This window comes from Caulobacter sp. BE254 (assembly GCF_031457295.1).
GTDB lineage: Bacteria > Pseudomonadota > Alphaproteobacteria > Caulobacterales > Caulobacteraceae > Caulobacter.
The window spans coordinates 40,440-54,790 of the sequence record NZ_JAVDWJ010000022.1 but is presented as its reverse complement, the minus strand read 5'-3'; the positions used below and the strand labels follow the sequence as shown (position 1 = coordinate 54,790).

At 67.6% G+C, this 14,351-nt stretch carries 15 protein-coding genes; 12 read left to right on the top strand and 3 right to left on the bottom strand.

Annotated elements, in window-relative coordinates; translation table 11 throughout:
• Positions 1–104: 104 nt before the first annotated feature.
• Complete coding sequence (locus J2X41_RS24295; protein WP_310087004.1) at positions 105–1,466, bottom strand: serine hydrolase; 1,362 nt, start codon at positions 1,464–1,466, stop codon at positions 105–107.
• A gap of 92 nt (positions 1,467–1,558) precedes the next feature.
• Positions 1,559–3,226, bottom strand: a complete 1,668-nt coding sequence (locus J2X41_RS24290) for an FAD-dependent oxidoreductase (protein WP_310087001.1) — start codon at positions 3,224–3,226, stop codon at positions 1,559–1,561.
• Positions 3,227–3,359: 133 nt separating this feature from the next.
• Here J2X41_RS24290 and fdhD point away from each other — a divergent pair, with 133 nt between their 5' ends.
• The 4 genes from fdhD to J2X41_RS24270 all read left to right on the top strand — a co-directional run bounded on the left by fdhD (position 3,360) and on the right by J2X41_RS24270 (position 8,529).
• The gene (fdhD, locus tag J2X41_RS24285) at positions 3,360–4,175 is read left to right on the top strand and encodes a formate dehydrogenase accessory sulfurtransferase FdhD (RefSeq protein ID WP_310086999.1); all 816 of its coding nucleotides are present in this window, start codon (positions 3,360–3,362) and stop codon (positions 4,173–4,175) included.
• Entirely contained in the window at positions 4,175–6,469 is a 2,295-nt protein-coding gene (locus J2X41_RS24280; protein WP_310086997.1) for an FdhF/YdeP family oxidoreductase, read from the top strand. Before fdhD ends, J2X41_RS24280 begins: the two co-directional genes overlap by 1 nt.
• A 137-nt stretch (positions 6,470–6,606) precedes the next feature.
• Complete coding sequence (locus tag J2X41_RS24275; RefSeq protein ID WP_310086995.1) at positions 6,607–7,446, top strand: GIN domain-containing protein; 840 nt, start codon at positions 6,607–6,609, stop codon at positions 7,444–7,446.
• A gap of 84 nt (positions 7,447–7,530) precedes the next feature.
• The gene (locus J2X41_RS24270; RefSeq protein WP_310086993.1) at positions 7,531–8,529 is read left to right on the top strand and encodes a glycoside hydrolase family 43; all 999 of its coding nucleotides are present in this window, start codon (positions 7,531–7,533) and stop codon (positions 8,527–8,529) included.
• Between the two features lie 105 nt (positions 8,530–8,634).
• On the opposite strand, the gene J2X41_RS24265 is transcribed toward J2X41_RS24270, so the two are convergent.
• The gene (locus J2X41_RS24265) at positions 8,635–9,399 is read right to left on the bottom strand and encodes a P22 phage major capsid protein family protein (RefSeq protein WP_089928427.1); all 765 of its coding nucleotides are present in this window, start codon (positions 9,397–9,399) and stop codon (positions 8,635–8,637) included.
• Between the two features lie 666 nt (positions 9,400–10,065).
• Between J2X41_RS24265 and rpsJ the strand changes: the two genes are divergently transcribed.
• The 8 genes from rpsJ to rpsC are packed head-to-tail and all read left to right on the top strand — an operon-like array spanning position 10,066 to position 14,346.
• Entirely contained in the window at positions 10,066–10,374 is a 309-nt protein-coding gene (rpsJ, locus tag J2X41_RS24255) for a 30S ribosomal protein S10 (RefSeq protein WP_004616952.1), read from the top strand.
• A gap of 14 nt (positions 10,375–10,388) precedes the next feature.
• Complete coding sequence (gene rplC, locus J2X41_RS24250; RefSeq protein ID WP_310086988.1) at positions 10,389–11,156, top strand: 50S ribosomal protein L3; 768 nt, start codon at positions 10,389–10,391, stop codon at positions 11,154–11,156.
• On the top strand, positions 11,156–11,794 hold the full coding sequence (gene rplD, locus J2X41_RS24245) for a 50S ribosomal protein L4 (protein WP_056759343.1): 639 nt from the start codon (positions 11,156–11,158) through the stop codon (positions 11,792–11,794). The genes rplC and rplD overlap by 1 nt, the downstream gene beginning before the upstream one ends.
• On the top strand, positions 11,794–12,090 hold the full coding sequence (locus J2X41_RS24240; protein WP_007662755.1) for a 50S ribosomal protein L23: 297 nt from the start codon (positions 11,794–11,796) through the stop codon (positions 12,088–12,090). The genes rplD and J2X41_RS24240 overlap by 1 nt, the downstream gene beginning before the upstream one ends.
• Positions 12,091–12,094: 4 nt before the next feature.
• Positions 12,095–12,931 carry a 50S ribosomal protein L2 gene (gene rplB / locus J2X41_RS24235; protein WP_028041110.1) on the top strand — a complete coding sequence of 279 codons (837 nt, stop codon included), beginning with the start codon at positions 12,095–12,097 and terminating at the stop codon, positions 12,929–12,931.
• A gap of 3 nt (positions 12,932–12,934) precedes the next feature.
• Entirely contained in the window at positions 12,935–13,213 is a 279-nt protein-coding gene (rpsS, locus tag J2X41_RS24230; RefSeq protein WP_012285669.1) for a 30S ribosomal protein S19, read from the top strand.
• 3 nt (positions 13,214–13,216) lie between these two features.
• Positions 13,217–13,597, top strand: a complete 381-nt coding sequence (gene rplV, locus J2X41_RS24225; RefSeq protein WP_012285670.1) for a 50S ribosomal protein L22 — start codon at positions 13,217–13,219, stop codon at positions 13,595–13,597.
• A complete protein-coding gene (rpsC, locus tag J2X41_RS24220) occupies positions 13,597–14,346 on the top strand; it encodes a 30S ribosomal protein S3 (RefSeq protein WP_028041108.1) in 750 nt (249 codons plus the stop codon). The genes rplV and rpsC overlap by 1 nt, the downstream gene beginning before the upstream one ends.
• Positions 14,347–14,351: the final 5 nt, after the last annotated feature.

Genomic DNA, 14,351 nt, shown 5'->3' with positions numbered 1-14,351 from the left:
CGGCGTCGTGGCCAAGATCGTCGAGTAATCGATCGGTCTCAGCGACTAGCTGACTAAGCGAAGGCCCCGGAGAGCGATCTCCGGGGCCTTTTGCTTTGGGGCCTTTAAGGCTTCGCCGCCCTGGGCGCGGTCGTGTCCCGACCGCCCTGGTGCAGGACCAGGGCCGTGGCCGCGGCGTCACCGGTCTGGGTGAAGCTGATCTGGGCGTCGACGATCTTGAGGAAGAACTCGCCCGGCGCGCTGGGATAGATCGGGGCGGGACCCTGGTTCGTCCCCTGGCTGATCAGTTGGTCGCCCTGGCGCGTGATCGTCAGGGTGAAGGTCGGCGACAGGACATAGGCGCCGACATAGCGATCGAGCGTCGCTGTCGGCAGGGTGATCGCCTTCGGCGGTCGCCAGGTTCCCACGCATAGCCCGGCCAGGTTCTCGGCTATGCTGTTTGACGGCGAGCCGCCGTAGTTGGCCAGGACGATGGCGACGACGCCGTCCTTGGGATAGCGGCTGATGCCGGTGCTGAAACCGTTGATGCCGCCGCCATGAGAGACCTGGTCATGCCCGGCGACCGGTTTGATCCCCCAGCCGAACCCGTAATGGTTGCCATAGTCGGTGAACATCGCCTGCCGCGAGGCCGGGGTCAGGATCTCGCCCTCGGTCAGGGCCCGGTCCCAGATTAGCAGGTCGCCCGTCGTCGAATAGAGCGAGCCGGCCGCGTAGGGCAGGGTCATGTCCAGATAGTCGGCGTTCTTCCAGCCGTCCTTCGTGGGCTTATAGCCAGAGGCGCGGTGGCGCAGGATCACGCCGGAGACGTCGTAGCCGGTGTCCTTCATGCCCAGGGGCGTGAAGATGTGCTTGGCCACGTAATCGGCGTAAGTCTCACCGGACACCTTCTCGATCACATAGCCGAGCAGTATGTAGCCGGTGTTGTCGTAGTTGTATTTCGTGCCTGGCTCGAACTCGAGCGGCATGTCGCGTGTCAGCTTGATGATCCCGTCCGGGCTCAGCGGCGACATCGAACTCTTTTCGAAGAAGCCGGGCAGGGCGGTGTAGCTGGGAATCCCCGAGGTGTGGGTCAGCAGGTGCTTGATCGTCACCTTCGACCAGGCGGCCGGGGCGTCGACATAGTATTTCGAGATCGGATCGTCGACCGACAGCTTGCCCTGGTCGACCAGTTGCAGGATCGCCGTGGCGGTGAACTGCTTGGTGATCGAGCCGAGGCGGAACTTGGTGTCGGCGGTGTTGGGGACATCCCATTCGCGGTCGGCCGCGCCGAAGCTCTCGCGCCAGACCGGTGCGCCGTCCTTGGCCACCAGGATCGAGCCGCTGAAGCTCTGGGCCTCCAGATAAGACTTGATCAGGTCTTGCGCCTGTCTGGCGAAGTCGGGCGTGGGGCAGGTCGGCGCGGCGGCCAGGGCCGGACTGGCCAGCAGCAAACTCGCCGTTCCCAGCAAGAATATCGAGCGCTTCATGAAATGTCCCCCCTGTTGACGAGGGACGATCGCAGGCGGCGAGACGAAGTGCAATTTAAGGATGCGTAACCTGGAGCAAGCCGCGCGATGCCCTACGCCGTCGTCACCGGTTCGGCCAGATAGGCGTGGATCGCCGCCACCACCTGCGCGCCTTCGCCGACCGCCGCCGCCACGCGCTTGACCGAGCCCGCCCGCACGTCGCCGATCGCGAATACGCCGTGGCGGCTGGTCTGCAAGGGCGGATGGCCTGGGGCCAGGTCCTGGCCGGTCCGCACGAAGCCGTGGTTGTCCAGCTCGACCCGGCATTCGCTCAGCCAGGTGGTGTTGGGCGCGGCGCCGATGAACAGGAACAGGTGGCTGATCTCGCAGCGGGCCTCCTCGCCGGTGTCGAGGTCGCGGTGGCGAATCGCGCGCAGCTGGCCGTCCTCGCCTTCCAGTTCGACGATCTCGTTGCGGGTGACGATCTCGATGTTGGGCAGGCTCTTGATGCGGTCGATCAGGTAGCGCGACATGCTGGCGTCCAGGCTCTTGCCGCGGATCAGCAGCCAGACCTTGGCCACCTGGCTGGCCAGATAGACCGCCGCCTGGCCCGCGGAGTTGCCGGCCCCGACCAGGGCCACCTCCTGGCCGGCGCACAGCTTGGCCTCGAGCGGCGAGGCCCAGTAATGGACGCTGCTGCCCTCGAACTGGTCCAGGTTGGACACCTCCAGCCGCCGATAGCGCGCGCCGCTGGCGATCACCACGGTCTTGGCCTGGGTGGTCTCGCCGCTGACCAGTTTCAGGTGATAGCCGCTGAGGCTCCCGTTTTCTTTCGCATCACCATCGCAGTCCAGGCTGGCCACCTCGTCGGGGATGGCCAGGTTGGCGCCGAACTTCTGGGCCTGGTTGTAGGCGCGGGCCATCAGGGCCATGCCCGAGACCCCGGTGGGGAAGCCCAGATAGTTCTCGATCCGGGCCGAGGCCCCGGCCTGGCCGCCGAACGCCCGGGTGTCGAGCACCAGCACCGACAGGCCTTCGGACGCGGCGTAGACCGCGGTGGCCAGGCCCGCGGGGCCCGCGCCGACCACGGCCACGTCGTAGACGCGGTCCGGGTCCAGGTCGCCGACCATGCCGATGCAGCGCGCCAGTTCGGCGTTGGACGGATGGCGCAGCAGCTGGCCGCCGGGGCAGAGCACGATCGGCAGCTCGGCCTCGTCGACCGAGAACCGCTCGATCAGCACCTTGGCGCAGTCGACGACATCCGGGTCCAGGTGCTTGTAGGGATGGCCGTTGCGGCCCAGGAAGCCGGACAGGCGGATGACCTCGCCGTCGGCGGCGCGGCCGATGATCACCGGGCCGCCGGCCCCCGTTTCCAGCAGCCCGACCCGGCGCAGGATCAGGGCCCGCATGATCCGTTCGCCCAGCTCGGCCTCGGCGACCAGCACCGCGCGCAGCCGCTCGGGCTTGATCCGCAGCACCTCCAGGTCGGTCAGGGCGTGGACGTCGACCAGAGAGGGGCGGTTCGACAGCTGGGCCAGTTCGCCGATGAAGGCGCCGGGGCCGTGCTCGGCGATCACGTGAGTCTCCTCCATCGCGTCGCGACGGGTGACCTGGGCGCTGCCTTCCAGCACCACCATGACCCCGGGCGAGACCTCGCCGGCCTTGGCCAGCACGGCGCCGGCCCTGGCGTGGGCGATGTCGCCGAAGCGGCGGATGCGGTCGATCTCCTCCGGGCGGAGGATGGGAAACATCTGGTCGCGGCGGGTGTCGATGATGGCCATGGCCCTAGAGTGCGTCAGGATCGTCGCGCGGTCATCCGTCGTGCGTGAAGGATTTTGTATGTTCCTGCCGTCGTGAGCCGTTCGCCGGCTTCCGGGTTTGGCTATGCGGGCGCCTAGGCGGTAGACTTCGCCCATGTCGAAAGCCGCCGCTCAACGTCGTTCCGCCGTCCAATGGCGGGTCGGGACCGGGTCCCAGACCATCGCCCGCGCCACGCCGCAGGAAGTCGCCGTGGGCCTGTCGTTCGATGGCCGGCCGCACACCGTGCTGATGGCCACGCCCGACGACGTCGCGGACCTGGCGCGGGGCTTCACCCTGACCGAGGCCGTGGCCCGCGCCGAGGACATCCTCGAGATCGAGGTCACCGAAACCGACCTGGGCCTCCTGGCCGACGTCAGGCTCAAGCCCGGGACGCTCCAGCGCAAGGCGCGGCCGCGCACGCTGGAAGGACGGTCCAGCTGCGGGCTGTGCGGCGTGCAGCGACTGGCCGACGCGGTGCGGCCGCTGCCGCGCCTGGACGGCGGCGCAAGAGTGTCGCACCAGGCCGTGCAGCGGGCCGTCGACGCCCTGGACGACGTCCAGGCCCTGGGCCGCCTGACCCGGGCCACCCATGCCGCGGCGTTCGCCGATGGGGAGGGGGCGCTGGTGCTGGTCCGCGAGGACGTCGGCCGCCACAACGCCCTGGACAAGCTGGCCGGGGCGATGGCGCGCGAGGGGCGCGAGGCGTCGGGCGGCTTCGTGCTGGTCACCAGCCGCTGCTCGTTCGAGATGGTCGAGAAGACCGTGCGGATGGGCTGTTCGATCCTGGTGGCGGTCTCCGCGCCCACCGACCTGGCGATCCGCCGGGCCGAGGAGTCCGGCCTGACCCTGGCGGCCCTGGCCCGCGCCGACGGCCACGCCGTCTTCACCCATGCCGAGCGCCTGCTCGACGTCGTTCCGGAGCCTGCGTGATGACCGACCGCAACCCCAATGCGGGCGTGCCCGGCATCCATCGCTACGACAACGCCGCCGGCGGCTGGGGCGCGCTGAAGGCGGTGGCCGGGGCGCTGAGCGACCAGGCGACGGTGATCGAGGGCGGCAAGACCCTGCTGCGCGCCAACCAGCCCGAGGGCTTCGACTGTCCCGGCTGCGCCTGGCCCGACCCCAAGCACACCTCGTCGTTCGAATTCTGCGAGAACGGGGCCAAGGCCGTGGCCTGGGAGGCGACGTCCAAGCGCGCCACGCCGGAGGTGTTCGCGGCCCACACGGTCACCGAGCTCCTGACCTGGAGCGACCACGCCCTGGAGGACCTGGGCCGGCTGACCCATCCCATGGCCTACGACCGTGCGACGGACCGCTATCTGCCCATCGCCTGGGACGACGCCTTCCAGCGCACCGCCGACGCCTTGCGGGCCCTCGACCATCCGGACCAGGCGGAATTCTACGCCTCGGGCCGGGCCTCGAACGAGGCGGCGTTCCTGTTCCAACTGCTGGGCCGACGGGTGGGGACCAACAATTTCCCCGACTGCTCCAACATGTGTCACGAGCCGACCAGCGTCGGCCTGCCGGACTCGATCGGCATGGGCAAGGGCTCGGTGACGCTGGAGGACTTCGACCACGCCGACCTGATCCTGTGCTTCGGCCACAACCCCGGCACCAACCATCCGCGGATGATGACCACCCTGCGCGACGCCTCGCGGCGCGGGGCGACGATCCTGGCCTTCAACCCGCTGAGGGAGCGGGCGCTGGAGAAGTTCGCCGCGCCGCAGGATCCGGTCGAGATGGCGACCCTGTCCTCGACCCCGATCGCCTCGGCCTATTACCAGGTGGCGATCGGCGGCGACGCCCTGGCGGTGCAGGGGATGATGAAGGCCGTGCTGGCCCTGGACGCGGCGAGCCAGGGTACGGTCCTGGACCGCGCCTTCATCGCCGAGCACACCGAAGGCTTCGAGACCGTCAAGGCCGTGGTCGAAGCGCTGGACTGGGACGAGATCGAGGCGGGCTCGGGCCTGTCGCGCCCCCAGATCGAGGAGGCGGCCCGGGCCTATGCCGGCGCCAAGGCCACGATCCTCTGCTACGGCATGGGCCTGACCCAGCATCGCTCCTCGTCCAGCACCGTGCAGCAACTGGTCAACCTGCTGCTGCTGAAGGGCAATATCGGCCGACCGGGGGCGGGGATCTGTCCGCTGCGGGGCCATTCCAACGTCCAGGGCGATCGGACCGTGGGGATCTGGGAGAAGCCCTCGACGGCGTTCCTGGACGCCATGGACCGGGTGTTCGCCTTCAAGTCGCCGCGCGAGCACGGGCATACCGTCGTCGAGACGATCGCGGCCATGGAGGCTGGGCGGACCAAGGTGTTCGTCGGCCTCGGCGGCAATTTCGCGGTCGCCGCCCCCGATCCGACCCGCACCTTCGCGGCGATCCGCAAGGTCGGACTGGCGGTCCACGTCGCCACCAAGCTCAACCGCACCCACCTGCTGCACGGCGGCGAAAGCCTGCTGCTGCCGTGCCTGGGCCGCACAGAGATCGACGTGCAGGCCGGCGGTCGCCAGGCCGTGACGGTCGAGGACTCGATGTCGATGGTCCACGCCTCGCGCGGCCTGAACGCCCCGGCCTCGGACCAGTTGAAGTCCGAGCCGGCCATCGTCGCCGGGATTGGGGCGGCGCTGTTCGGGCCGGACGACATCGTCGACTGGCCGGGCCTGGCCGCCGACTACGACCGGATCCGCGACCTGATCGAGGCGGTCTTTCCCGAGGCCTTCGCCAACTATAACCAGCGGGTGCGCCAGCCCGGCGGCTTCCGCCTGCCGGTCCCGCCGTCCGACCGGGTCTGGAAGACGCCCAGCGGCAAGGCCCAGTTCCTGGCCCATCGCCACGACGGCCAGGACGCCCGGCGCGGCCAGGCCGACGTCCTTCTGCTGACCACCCTGCGCAGCCACGACCAGTACAACACCACCATCTATGGGACCAACGACCGCTATCGCGGGGTGTTCGGCCGCCGCGACGTCGTCTTCGCCCATCCCGAAGACATCGCCGCCCGCGGCCTGAAGGCGGGCGACCGCATCGACCTGACCGCGGCTTTCGACGACACCGGACGGCGGGCGGTGCGCGGCTTCACCCTGGTCGAGCGCGACATCCCGCGCGGTTGCCTGGCGGCCTACTATCCGGAGGCCAACGTGCTGGTGGCGCTGGAGGACCACGACCATCGCAGCGGCACGCCGGCCTACAAGTCGGTTCCCGTGCGGCTGGCCGCCCACGTGGGTTGAAAGCGGCGGACGTCGACGGCGCCGCTTCGATTGCGGCCGGATCATGACAACCGGGTCATGACCTCGAATTAAGTCGTTTCTCGATAAGGGCGCGGTTAGCTTTCCCTCAACAAACGCTTTGCTTCGAGGGAATACCGATGCGCGCTCTTCTGCTCCTGGCCACCGCGGCCGCCGCCCTGGGCTTCGCTGGAACCGCCGCCGCCGATCCGTCCGTGAAGATCAAGGACGCCGTGGCCCGCGTGGTCGTGGTGCCCGAGGCGCGTGGCGACGTGAAGGTCGAATTCCTGACCACCAACAAGAGCCTGCCGCTGGACATCCGCAGGAACGGCTCGGACGTGACGGTCGACGGCGGCCTGCGCCGCAACCGCATCAACGGCTGCAACACGGTGATGGGCAAGATCGTGGTCCACGTCCGCGGCGTCGGCGACGTGAAGTGGGAGGACATCCCGCAGATCGTGGTCCGCGTGCCGATGGACGCCGAAGTGGGCGCCGCCGGCGCGGTGTTCGGCAGCGTCGGCCGCACCGACCACCTGGAACTGTCCAACGCCGGTTGCGGCGACTGGACCGTGGCCAATGTCAGGGGCAAGCTCGAGTTGAGCCAGGCCGGCTCGGGCGACACCAAGACCGGCAGCGCCGGCTCGGCCGAGATCAACATCGCCGGCTCCGGCGACGTGAAGACCCAGGAGATCGGCGGCGACCTGGAGGTCAACATCGCCGGCTCGGGCGGCGTCACCGCCGCCAGCGTCAACGGCAAGCTGGAGGCCAATATCGCCGGCTCGGGCGACGTGACCGTCAACGGCGGCCGCTCGCGGTCGGTCGAGGTCAGCATCATGGGCTCGGGCAATGTCGACTTCGGCGGCGAGGCCGACACGGCCGAGGTGTCGGTCGCCGGCTCCGGCGACGTGAGCATCGCCAAGGTCAACGGTCCGGTCCACAAGTCGGTCGCCGGCTCCGGCGAGGTGAACATCGGCCGCTAGGGCGGGCGCCCGGCCTCGTCAACATGGTGGATCGGCCTGGCCTCTCCGGGCTAGGCTGGTCGCCGTGTTGATGGGGCAAGCGGCATGATCCTGCGGACTTTGGTGTTGATCGGCGCGCTGGCGCTGCCGGCGGTCGCGCAGGCCGCGGCCTTCAAGCCGCTCTATCGCGATCCGATCACCGACGGCGCGGCCGACGTGTCGATCGTGTTCGACCAGGCCCAGCGCGAATGGGTGATGTTCTACACCAACCGCCGGGCCACGATGAAGAGCCCCGACCCCAAGGACGTGGCCTGGGTCCACGCCACGCCGATTGGCATGGCGGTGTCGAAGGACGGCCTGGCCTGGGCCTACAAGGGCGTGGCGAAGATTCCCGCCGCCTGCACGGGCCAGACCCTGTGGGCGCCGGAGCTGTACGCCGAAGCTGGCGTCTACCACATGTGGCTGACCGTGGTGCCCGGCGTCTTCCACCGCTGGGGCGAGGCCGGGGCGACCGCGCGGATCGTCCACCTGACCAGCAAGGACCTGAAGGCCTGGACCTGCGGCGACACGCTGGACCTGGGCTCGGACCGGGTGATCGACGCCAGCGTGGCCAAGGTCGGCGACCGCTATCGCCTCTGGTACAAGGACGAACACAAGGGCAGCCGGATCGTGGCGGCCGAGAGCCCCGACCTCGTCCATTGGACGCCGCTCGGCGACAAGCCTGTGGTCGACATGGGCGCCGAGGGGCCCAAGGTGTTCCGCTGGAAGGACGCCTGGTGGATGGTCGCCGACGCCTGGAAGGGCCTGATCGTCCTGCGTTCGGACGACGCGGAGGCCTGGACCCTGCAGCCGGCGCGCCTGCTGGAGCAGCCGGGAACCCAGGCCACCGACACCGCCAAGGGCCAGCACCCCGACGTGGTGGTCAGCGGGGGCAGAGCCTTCCTCTACTATTTCGTCCACCAGTCCAATGAACCGCGGGCCAAGGCCGACCCCTATTACGGCCAGCGGACCGTCATCCAGGTGGCGGAACTGAAGGAAGCGGACGGCGTGCTGTCGGTCGACCGCGAGGCGCTGGTCGAGCAGGGGCTGGTCGCGCCGAAGTGAGCCGGGTTCGGCGAACCGTGCTTACGTCATATATATAAAGTGAAACGCCCCGGAGCCTGAGCTCCGGGGCGTTCCTTTGTCCACCGTAGGGCGAACGGCGGCCGCTTAGCGGACGCCGAAGCCGAACAGGGTGTCGGCGTCGATCAGGTCGGCGCCCGAACGGTCGCGGGTCTTCAGGCTGCCGCCGAAGGTGTAGCGGAAGCCGACCTTCACGGCTTCGGCGTTCAGGTCGGCCAGGTCCTTGGACTCGGTGTGGGTGTACTTGCCGAAGGTCGACCAGCCGGTGTTGGCGAACTTGTATTCGCCGCCGACATTGACGTCCCAGATGTCGGCTTCCAGGCCGGCGTCAGCGTCCAGCTTGGAGTAGCCGGCGCCGGCGTCCAGACGGAAGTCGTCCGAGACGAAGTAGCGAGCTTCGCCGCGCACGGCGTACAGGTCGGCGTCCAGGTCGTTCGACTGGCCGTAGGCGACCAGGCCGTTCAGGGTGACCTTGTCGAAGTACTTGGAGGCTTCGGCGCCGACGGCCCACAGGGTGTCGTTCGACGGACGCGACAGGGCGGCGAAGCCGCCGACGCGCACGGTGTCGCCGGCGACCAGGGTCGTGGCGTGAGCGGCGGTCGAGGCGACGGTTTCGTCGCTCAGGTCGTTGTCATTGACCGAGACGTTGCCGTTCAGGGTGACGGTCCAGGCGCCGGTCGGGATGGCGACGTTGCCGTCGACCTTCACCGAGGTGCCGTCGGCGTCGATGCCGGTGGCCTTGACGTCGCTGTAGTTCACCGCGGCGCCGATCGAGCCGACGTTCTGGGCGAAGGCGGGAGCCGAGACGGCCAGCGCCAGGACGGCGGCGGCGGCAAAGAGTTGGGTCTTCATAGTGGGTAATCCCCTTACTGTGTGGCCTCGATCGGCGGGCGGTCGTTTGGGGAGGGCCGCCCGTCCGTCGAGGAGCGGCGGATCTATGGAGCTTCGGCCAAGGCGGCAAGACCGGACGGAACGGTCGCTAGAGCATTGATGCAGTTTTATGACACTTGCGCGACCGGGTTAACGTGCCTAACGCGCGCACTCGCCCGATCATGTTCATGCGCCGTGTTTTGAGCTTGTTTCGCATGACGGTGTTATATTCGACTAAGCTCTGCCAACTCCGCTCATCCGGTGAAAGCAGAGGAAGTGGGCGCCGCCTCGGGCGCGGGATCAGGCGCGGCGGGCGCCGGGCTTCGGCCGGGACGAGCGGATCAACAGGGGAGGGCGGGGAGGTCCGGCGGCCCGTCCGAAACCCGCGCCGAACCGCTTGACGAAACCGATTCCCGCACGTAAAAGCCCCCCTCTGTTGGACCGGCTGTGAGCTTTCGAGCTCAGACGCGGTTCGCGAACGACTGCCGATCGCGCCTTTTGGGGCGCAGTTTTCAGTCACAGGCCCTCTCGGGAGACCGGGCGGGCCAATTTGTTTTGCGGACGCTGCGTTCGGACCCCTCGCGGGGACCGAGTTGGTCTTTGAAATGGTTCGAGACGCGGGCGCAGCCCACTAGGAAACCGAGCGATATGGATCGTCAGAACATCCGCATCCGGCTCAAGGCCTTCGATCACCGCGTGTTGGATCATTCCACGCGCGAGATCGTCAATACGGCCAAGCGCACGGGTGCGACGGTACGGGGCCCGATCCCCCTGCCCACGCTTATCGAGAAATTCACGGTCAACCGCTCGCCGCACGTCGACAAGAAGTCGCGCGAGCAGTTCGAGATCCGCACGCACAAGCGCGTTCTCGACATCGTTGATCCGACTCCGCAGACCGTGGACGCGCTGATGAAGCTCGACCTGTCGGCCGGCGTCGACGTCGAAATCAAGCTGTAAGGAGGGCCGAACAGATGACTCTCCCCGCTAATCGTACTGGCGTGATCGCCAAGAAGCTGGGCATGACCCGCTTCTTCGATGAAACCGGACAGCACGTCCCGGTCACCGTCCTGTCGCTGGACGGTTGCCAGGTCACGGGCCAGCGCACGGTCGAGAAGGACGGTTACACCGCCCTGCAACTCGGCGCCGGCGCCAAGAAGCCCAAGAACACCTCCAAGGCCCTGCGCGGCCACTTCGCCAAGAACGCGGTCGAGCCCAAGCGGATCGTCGCCGAATTCCGCGTCGATGAAGCCGCTCTGATCGATGTGGGCGCGGAATTCACCGCCGACCACTACGTTCCTGGCCAGAAGGTGGACATCCAAGGCATCACCGTCGGCAAGGGTTTCGCCGGCGCCATGAAGCGCTGGAACTTCGGCGGTCTGCGCGCCACCCACGGCGTCTCGGTCTCGCACCGTTCGCACGGCTCGACCGGCAACCGCCAGGATCCGGGCCGTACGTTCCCGGGCAAGAAGATGGCCGGTCACCTGGGTCAGGAAACCGTCACCACCCTGAACGTCACCGTTTGGAAAGTGGACGTCGAACGCGGCCTGATCCTGGTCAAGGGCGCCGTCCCCGGCTCGGAAGGCAGCTACGTCAAGGTTCGCGACGCGATCAAGAAGGCCGCTCCGGCCGACCTGCCGCGTCCGGGCGCCTTCCGCAAGGCTGGCGAGGCTCCGGCCGCCGCCGCTGAAACCCCCGCTGAGGAAGCCCCCGCGGCGACGACCGAAGAGGGCGAAGGCTAATGAAACTCGACGTCATCAAACTGGACGGCGGCAAGGCCGGTTCCGTTGATCTCGACGACGCCATCTTTGGCATCGCCGACATCCGCGGCGACATCCTGCAGCGCGTCGTCACCTGGCAGCTGGCCAAGCGCCGCTCCGGGAACCACAAGATTCAGGTCCGCAACGAGGTCTCTCGTACGGGCAAGAAGATGTACAAGCAAAAGGGCACCGGCTCGGCTCGTCACGGTTCGCGCCGTGCGGCTCAGTTCGTCGGCGGCGCCAAGGCCCACGGCCCTGTCGTCCGTAGCCACGCGTTCGATCTTCCCAAGAAGATCCGCGCCATGGCTCTGCGCCACGCGCTCTCGTCGAAGGCCAAGTCCGGTTCGCTGGTCGTGCTGGACAGCGCCGTTCTGACCGATCCGAAGACGGCCGCCCTGCGCGCCAACTTCGAGAAGATCGGCCTGAAGAACGCCCTGGTCATCGCGGGTCCGGAAGTGGACGGCAACTTCAAGCTCGCCGCCCGCAACATTCCGAACATCGACGTGCTGCCGAACGCCGGCCTGAACGTCTATGACGTGCTGCGTCGCCAAACGCTCGTCCTGACCAAGGACGCGATCGAGGCGATCTCGGCCCGTTTCGCTGAGAAGGAAGCCGCCTGATGGCCGCAACCGCCCGCCACTACGACACGATCCTGTCGCCGGTGATCACCGAGAAGGCCACCCTGCTCAGCGAGCAGAACAAGGTTGTCTTCCGCGTGTCCGCCGATGCGTCGAAGGACGAAATCGCCGCCGCCGTCGAAGAGCTGTTCAAGGTCAAGGTCACCAAGGTCAACACCCTGGTCACCAAGGGCAAGACCAAGCGCTTCCGTGGCATCATCGGACGCCGTTCCGATGTCAAAAAAGCCATCGTGACCCTGGCCGAAGGCCAGTCGATCGACATCACGACGGGGCTCTAATCAGATGGCCTTGAAGCACTTCAACCCGACCAGCCCCGGCCAGCGCGGCCTGGTGCTGATCGACCGCAGCGAGCTCCACAAGGGCCGCCCGGAAAAGAAGCTGGTCGAAGGTCTGACCAAGTCGGGCGGTCGCGGCGGCAACGGCCGCATCGCGGTCCGCTTCCGCGGCGGCGGCGCCAAGCGCCTCTACCGTCTGGTCGACTTCAAGCGTCGTAAGCAAGGCACGGCCACGGTCGTCCGCCTCGAGTACGACCCGAACCGCACCGCCTTCATCGCCCTGATCAAGTATCAGGACGGCGAGCTGGCCTACATCCTGGCCCCGCAACGCCTGAAGGCCGGCGACGAAGTCGTCACCGCCGACAAGGTCGACGTGAAGCCGGGCAACGCCTCGCCGCTGCGCACCCTGCCGATCGGCACGATCATCCACAACGTCGAGCTGAAGCCCGCCAAGGGTGGTCAGATCGCGCGTTCGGCTGGCGCCTACGCCCAGCTGGTGGGTCGTGACGCCGGCTACGCCCAGATCCGCCTGAACTCGGGCGAGCTGCGCATGGTGCTCGACAGCTGCATGGCCACCGTCGGCGCCGTGTCGAACCCGGACCACATGAACGAAAACCTCGGCAAGGCCGGGCGCGTTCGTCACATGGGCCGTCGTCCTCACGTCCGCGGCGTCGCCATGAACCCGGTCGACCACCCGCACGGCGGTGGTGAAGGCCGCACCTCGGGCGGCCGTCACCCGGTGACCCCGGCTGGTAAGCCGACCAAGGGCGCCAAGACCCGCGTCAACAAGGCCACGGATAAGTTCATCATCCGTTCGCGCCACAAAGCGAAAAAGGGCCGCTAAGCCATGACCCGCTCCGTCTGGAAAGGCCCGTTCGTCGACGGGTACCTCCTGAAGAAGGCCGACGCCGCTCTCGCGTCGGGCCGCAAGGACGTCATCAAGACCTGGTCGCGCCGCTCGACCATCATGCCGCAGTTCGTCGGCCTGGTGTTCGGCGTGCACAACGGTCAAAAGCACGTTCCCGTCTCCGTGTCGGAAGACATGGTCGGCATGAAGTTCGGTGAGTTCGCACCCACCCGCAACTTCCCCGGCCACGCCGCCGACAAGAAGGCGAAGAGGAAGTAGGCCATGAGCCAAGCTAAACAACCTCGCCGCCTGCCGGCCAATGAAGCGATGTGCAAGGTTCGCACCTTGCGCACCAGCGCCCGCAAGCTGAACCTGGTTGCTCAGTCCATTCGTGGCCTGAACGTCCAGCGCGCTCTGAACGAGCTCGAATTCAGCCACAAGCGTATCGCTCAGGACGTCCGCAAGGCGCTGTACTCGGCCATCTCCAACGCCGAGAACAACCACAACCTCGACATCGACTCGCTGGTCGTCGCCGAGGCCTATGTGGGCAAGAACCTGGTGATGAAGCGCTTCTCGCCGCGTGCTCGCGGTCGGGCCACGCGCGTTGAAAAGCCGTTCTCCGAGATCACCATCGTGGTCCGCGAACTGGGTGAGGCCGCCTGATGGGTCAGAAAGTCAATCCGGTCGGGCTGCGGCTCGGCGTAAACCGTACCTGGGACAGCCGTTGGTTCGCCGACGGCGAGCAGTACGGCAAGCTCCTGCACCAGGACCTCGCGGTCCGTGCGATGCTGAAGAAGCGCCTGTATCAAGCCGGCGTCTCGCGCATCATCATCGAGCGTCCGCACAAGAAGTGCCGCGTCACGATCTATGCCGCCCGTCCGGGCGTCATCATCGGCAAGAAGGGCGCTGACATCGACAAGCTCCGCAAGGACCTGTCGGTGATGACGGAAGGCGAGGTTCACCTGAACATCGTCGAGATCCGCAAGCCCGAAACCGATGCGCAGCTGGTGGCCGAGTCCATCGCCCAGCAGCTCGAGCGTCGTATCGCGTTCCGTCGCGCCATGAAGCGGTCGATCCAATCAGCCGTCCGTCTCGGCGCCAAGGGCATCCGCATCAACGTGTCGGGCCGCCTCGGCGGCGCGGAAATCGCGCGGATGGAATGGTATCGCGAAGGTCGCGTGCCGCTCCACACCCTGCGGGCCGACATCGACTACGGTTTCGCGGAAGCCAAGACCACCTACGGCATCATCGGCGTGAAGACCTGGATCTTCAAAGGCGAAGTGCTGGAGCATGACCCGATGGCGCTCGACAAGCGTTTGGCTACCGAATCCGGCCCGGCCGGCGAAGGTGGCGGACGCGAGCGCGGCGATCGTCCCGACCGGGGCGACCGCGGCCGTCGCGATCGGGGCTAAGGATA

Bases quoted from the DNA above. Each gene is read 5' to 3' on its own strand.
- J2X41_RS24295 (WP_310087004.1), bottom strand. From the start codon at position 1,466: ATGAAGCGCTCGATATTCTTGCTGGGAACGGCGAGTTTGCTGCTGGCC.
- J2X41_RS24290 (WP_310087001.1), bottom strand. From the start codon at position 3,226: ATGGCCATCATCGACACCCGCCGCGACCAGATGTTTCCCATCCTCCGC.
- fdhD (WP_310086999.1), top strand. From the start codon at position 3,360: ATGTCGAAAGCCGCCGCTCAACGTCGTTCCGCCGTCCAATGGCGGGTC.
- J2X41_RS24280 (WP_310086997.1), top strand. From the start codon at position 4,175: ATGACCGACCGCAACCCCAATGCGGGCGTGCCCGGCATCCATCGCTAC.
- J2X41_RS24275 (WP_310086995.1), top strand. From the start codon at position 6,607: ATGCGCGCTCTTCTGCTCCTGGCCACCGCGGCCGCCGCCCTGGGCTTC.
- J2X41_RS24270 (WP_310086993.1), top strand. From the start codon at position 7,531: ATGATCCTGCGGACTTTGGTGTTGATCGGCGCGCTGGCGCTGCCGGCG.
- J2X41_RS24265 (WP_089928427.1), bottom strand. From the start codon at position 9,399: ATGAAGACCCAACTCTTTGCCGCCGCCGCCGTCCTGGCGCTGGCCGTC.
- rpsJ (WP_004616952.1), top strand. From the start codon at position 10,066: ATGGATCGTCAGAACATCCGCATCCGGCTCAAGGCCTTCGATCACCGC.
- rplC (WP_310086988.1), top strand. From the start codon at position 10,389: ATGACTCTCCCCGCTAATCGTACTGGCGTGATCGCCAAGAAGCTGGGC.
- rplD (WP_056759343.1), top strand. From the start codon at position 11,156: ATGAAACTCGACGTCATCAAACTGGACGGCGGCAAGGCCGGTTCCGTT.
- J2X41_RS24240 (WP_007662755.1), top strand. From the start codon at position 11,794: ATGGCCGCAACCGCCCGCCACTACGACACGATCCTGTCGCCGGTGATC.
- rplB (WP_028041110.1), top strand. From the start codon at position 12,095: ATGGCCTTGAAGCACTTCAACCCGACCAGCCCCGGCCAGCGCGGCCTG.
- rpsS (WP_012285669.1), top strand. From the start codon at position 12,935: ATGACCCGCTCCGTCTGGAAAGGCCCGTTCGTCGACGGGTACCTCCTG.
- rplV (WP_012285670.1), top strand. From the start codon at position 13,217: ATGAGCCAAGCTAAACAACCTCGCCGCCTGCCGGCCAATGAAGCGATG.
- rpsC (WP_028041108.1), top strand. From the start codon at position 13,597: ATGGGTCAGAAAGTCAATCCGGTCGGGCTGCGGCTCGGCGTAAACCGT.